General features: G+C 59.4%; 2 protein-coding genes and 2 pseudogenes. 1 reads left to right on the top strand and 3 read right to left on the bottom strand.

The window, feature by feature from the left end; translation table 11 throughout:
* Positions 1-348 precede the first annotated feature (348 nt).
* Positions 349-1,237, bottom strand: a pseudogene (locus ABH939_RS32935) (IS256 family transposase); the annotation flags it as partial.
* Between the two features lie 383 nt (positions 1,238-1,620).
* Here ABH939_RS32935 and ABH939_RS32940 point away from each other — a divergent pair.
* Positions 1,621-2,843: pseudogene (locus ABH939_RS32940) on the top strand (IS110 family transposase).
* A gap of 44 nt (positions 2,844-2,887) precedes the next feature.
* On the opposite strand, the gene ABH939_RS32945 reads toward ABH939_RS32940, so the two are convergent.
* The gene (locus ABH939_RS32945) at positions 2,888-3,091 is read right to left on the bottom strand and encodes a three-helix bundle dimerization domain-containing protein (RefSeq protein WP_371748393.1); all 204 of its coding nucleotides are present in this window, start codon (positions 3,089-3,091) and stop codon (positions 2,888-2,890) included.
* A gap of 411 nt (positions 3,092-3,502) precedes the next feature.
* A complete protein-coding gene (locus ABH939_RS32950; RefSeq protein WP_151097146.1) occupies positions 3,503-4,501 on the bottom strand; it encodes an ATP-grasp domain-containing protein in 999 nt (332 codons plus the stop codon).
* Positions 4,502-4,623: the final 122 nt, after the last annotated feature.

A 4,623-nucleotide genomic window follows, 5' to 3' on the forward strand; every position in this document is an offset into this window, starting at 1 on the left:
TCACTACAATTACCACCGACCGCATTCAACACGCGGAGGACGACCACCCGCCGCTTACCGCCGGCACCGCGTCACCAACGTCCGCGCCTCATACATCTAGATATCCTTCTTCAGGGAGTAGCCAGATGTACGCGAAAAGCACGTTGAGTTACTCCGACGCTGTATCGGCGCTCGAAGTGTTCGAGGAAAGCCTTACGGCAAACCCTGTCCACATGTTATATCAACAATGGCAACTACGGGAAGCAGGTGTACTGGTGACGAGAGAACGAAGACACTACGACTTCGAGACCAAACTCGAAATCGTGCGTCGCAACGTCAACGGAGAGTCCGGAAGCGCCAAGCCGAAGGATCATACTGTTCCTCAAAACCTTTCGAGTCTGGTTGATCGTAGATCGAGTGCAGCATCGTCTTCACCCACGGCCACTGCGTTTTCGGGGTGATCGACATCAAGTTCAACGCGTAGTGCGTGCGGCAGCGTTGCCATGATGCACCGTGCAGGGTGGCGCCGATCGACGCCACAAGACCGGCGTGGGGCATCGGACGTCACCAACTTCACGCCCGCCAGACCGCGGGCGACCAGACCGCGGAAGAACGTCAACCAACCGGCTCTGTCCTCCCTGAACGAGACGTCGCCACCCAAAATTTCTCGGTGCCGGTCGCGATTGAGCCCGACCGCCAACAAGGCATGCACGTTCATCACCCGCCCGTTCTCCCGAACTTTGAGCACCAGTGCATCGGCGGCGACGAACGTGCACGGGCCTTGATCGAGGGGCCGGGTGCGGAACGATTCGACTTGCTCGTCGAGGCGGTCACGGACCATGATCGACACCTGCAACTTCGACAAGCTGTTGATGTCCAACGATTCGACGAGCTTCTCCATCCGCCGCGTCGAAACCCCGAGCAGATAGCACGTCGCTACGACCGAGGTCAGGGCACGCTCGGCACGCTTGCGGCGCTCGAGCAGCCGATCAGGGAAATACGAACCCCGACGCAACTTCGAGATCGGGACGTCGAGTGTTCCTGCACGAGTGTCGAAATCACGGTGACGGTAACTGTCGCGCGCGTTGACGCGGTCATCGCTGCGTTCGCCATAGCCGGCGCCGCACAGGCTGTCCGCTTCGGCGCCCATCAATGCGGTGATGAAGGTCCCGAGCATCGAGCGCAGCAGGTCGGGGCTTGCTGCGGCGAGTTGGTCGGACAGAAACTTTTCGGGGTCGATAAAGTTGCGATCGGTCATCGCGTGGTCCTCTTCCAAGTGACTTTGGTCGGTCTCTTGAAGAATCACGCGGTGGCCGTCCTCATCGGGGTAGCGACACGTCCACTGTTTCAGGACGACCAGTCGTACACCACTCTGCTGGACTAATGGGAGGTATCAGGCCTGGCCGGTCCGGCAGACTTGATACCTGGTAGCCGCTGGTGGATGAGCACTTTGCTGGACTGGACCCCGACCCGGGAGTCCTAGGTTGAGACCGTGCCTCCACCGGCGTGCCAGGAAGTCTGCATCGCTGGTGGGATGTCGTGCCAGGCCGAAGGTCGTGAGCACTCGACCATTAGTCCGCGAACCGACTTCCTGCAGGCCGCCGCCGGGTAATACTCAAGGTTCCGTGGGAGGTGTGTGAGTTGCTGTTCATCGGAGACGACTGGGCCGAGGATCACCACGATGTGGAGGTCCAGGATGAACAAGGCCGGGTGCTGCGGCGTGAACGAGTGCCGAAAGGGATAGCGGGAATCCGGGGGTTCGGTGAGCTCGTCGGACGGTTCGTCGACGACGATACCGGGTTCCCCGACGTACTGGTGTGCATCGAGACGGACCGCGGACCGTGGGTGCAGGCATTGCTGGCCGCCGGTTATCGCCTATTCGGTGTCGACCCGAAACAGGCTGCTCGCCATCGGGAAATACTCGGAAGCTCCCGTTCCAAGAGCGACAAGGGTGACGCACACGCCCTGGCCGACATGGCCCGCACCCGCCGGCATCAACTACGCGAGGTCGCCGCCGATTCCGATCTGGTGGAAGCGGTCAAAGTCGTCACCCGCGCACACCAGACGCTGATCTGGGAACGAACCCGACACATGCTGCGGCTACGGGCGGCGCTGCGGGACTACTTCCCCGCCGCGCTCGAGACCTACATGCGCCTCGGGCTGACCTCCACATCCGCGTTGACGCTGTTGGTCAAGGCCCCGACCCCGGAGGTCGCAGCCAAGCTCACCCTCCGGCAGATCGCTCTCACGCTGAAGGGACGCCGTGACATCGACGCCAAAGCGGCGGCTATACAGCAGGTACTGCGGGCCGAGCATCTCGGCCAACCCGCCGAGATGACCGCAGCGTATGCGGCGACGATCCGGTCGCTCGTTACGATCGTAACGACGTTGAACACCGAGATCGCGAATCTCGAGAAAGACGTGTCGGCGCATTTTGGCCAGCACCGAAGACGCTGAGATCCTGCTCAGCCAGCCCGGTCTCGGCGTCGGTCTCGGCGCCCGGGTACTCGCCGAATTCTTCGGATGCCCCCGATCGTTACGTCAGCGCGAAGGCACGCAAGAACTATGCCGGCACCGGCCCGGTCACCAGAGCGTCCGGCAAGACGCGCATTGTCTCCGCCCGGCATGTGCGAAACGACCGACTCGTCGATGCCTTGCACATGCAGGCCACCTGCGCGATCTTGCACGACAAGAATGTCCGTGCCTACTACGATCGGCTCCGCGCCCGCGAAGTCGGGCACAACGCAGCACTACGGCAGGTTGGTAACCGGCTCGTCGGAATTCTCCACTGCTGCCTCAAGACCCGCACCGTCTACGATCAGGCGACCGCGTGGTCACACCGTGAGGTCGGCGTCGCTGCTTGACGTCAAAGATCCAGGGATGTCTCAACCCCCAGACGTATGGCGATTTACGCCCGAACCTGCGCTGCAAGAGACTCTTTGGCGTGACGCTCGACAAGTAACGGGATGAAGTCTCGCACATGCGCGGGGTCAAAACGGTGGTATGCCTCCTCCACGACAGTGTCGACCCTATCTCGGGCGGCGGATGGAAACGCTGCTGCAAGATGAGCTTTCACCTGTTTGATCTGACGTTCTTCTTCAGCTGGAGTCATGCCCTATTGTCCCGCTCCCACAGGCATTTCGCTACCGGTCGTCCGGCTTGTGATGTATTGAGCACATCAGCGCCCGTTGAAGCAACGTTCACCCGGAGAAGAACCGACAAACGAATAGCAGAGTTGGCATTATCAATTCTGGACCAGTTACCCCTCGACTACGCGCTACTCTCCTACCGGACGGGCACTGACCCTGCGAGCTCAGTGAGTGGTGCGACTGAAACCAGCACCCCTACTGGAACGAATGAGATTGACATCTACAGCGAGAGGTCGCCACTGACTGCTTCGACATGGCGGCACAATGGAAGATTCCGCTTTGTTCAGCGTTCGAACTCCTGTAGCGACAGAAATCTTCCCCTCATCGGAAGACCCCTGCACAATCTCTATATCCGCAACGTCTGGTTTTTGCAGTTATTTGAGATGATCGAGCAACCCGGTGTCGTACATCCCGTTTTCGAATTCGGTATGTGTCACGACGCGGCGCAACATCGAGAGGTTAGTAGTAACCGGCCCAATTTCGACCTGGTTCAAAGCCGTGCGAGCGCGTGCAAGAGCCTGATTTCTGTCTACACCATGCACACAGATCTTGGCGATTAACGGATCGTAGTAATGGCTTACTCTCATTCCGCTGTGATAGCCAGTGTCGATCCGCAGCCATGGATAGGACGGAACATTCCACCTTTCGATTGGTCCCGGTGTAGGAAGAAAACGCACAGGATCTTCGGCGTATAATCTGAACTCAATGGCATGTCCTTCACTTGCCGGCGGCCGGAGATCGAGTTGCTCCCCAGCAGCGACCCTCAACTGTAGCTCGACCAAATCCAGACCGGTCACAAGCTCGGTGATCGGGTGTTCTACTTGCAGGCGCGTATTCATCTCCAAGAACATGAACTGCTCAGAATTTACGTCAAGAAGAAACTCCACCGTGCCTACGCCGCGGTAGTCGATGGATTCACCGGCTCGTACAGCGATCGCCAACATTCGCTCTCGAGTCTGATCAGTGATCGCGGTCGCAGGGGTCTCCTCGACCACTTTCTGGAATCGTCTTTGCACAGAACAGTCGCGCTCGCCCAGCGCAAGTATTCGGCCATCGTTGAGACCGAGGATTTGCACTTCGATATGGCGGGCTGGCTGAATGAACTGCTCGAGGAGAATGTCGCTTGACCCGAACAAACGTTGTGCCCGTGCACAAGCTGCTTCGAAAGCCAGAACCAAAGCATCCGCAGTGTCCACTGCCGACATCCCGATCCCACCGCCGCCGCCGGCAGCCTTGATCATCACCGGGTACCCGATTCGTGCAGCTGCCGCCACTGCTTCCTCGACAGTCTGGGGCGGCCTTGAAGTGCCGCCCGCCACCGGAACTCCATGTTCTGACATCAAGACACGAGCCTTTATCTTGTCGCCCATCATCTCGATGATGTCAGGCGAGGGACCGACCTGGTTGGGCCCCCGTTAGCAGTCCAGCACCTATGCGATAGCTAGTTGGTTTTCTTGAGTCCAGTTTTCCCAGTAGCGGTTTGGCGTCATGCCAT

It is taken from the genome of Rhodococcus sp. 27YEA6 (assembly GCF_044908235.1).
In the GTDB taxonomy this organism is placed as follows: domain Bacteria; phylum Actinomycetota; class Actinomycetes; order Mycobacteriales; family Mycobacteriaceae; genus Rhodococcus_F; species Rhodococcus_F qingshengii.

Coding starts and splice junctions, on each gene's coding strand:
- ABH939_RS32950 (WP_151097146.1), bottom strand. CDS start 4,501: ATGATGGGCGACAAGATAAAGGCTCGTGTCTTGATGTCAGAACATGGA.
- ABH939_RS32945 (WP_371748393.1), bottom strand. CDS start 3,091: ATGACTCCAGCTGAAGAAGAACGTCAGATCAAACAGGTGAAAGCTCAT.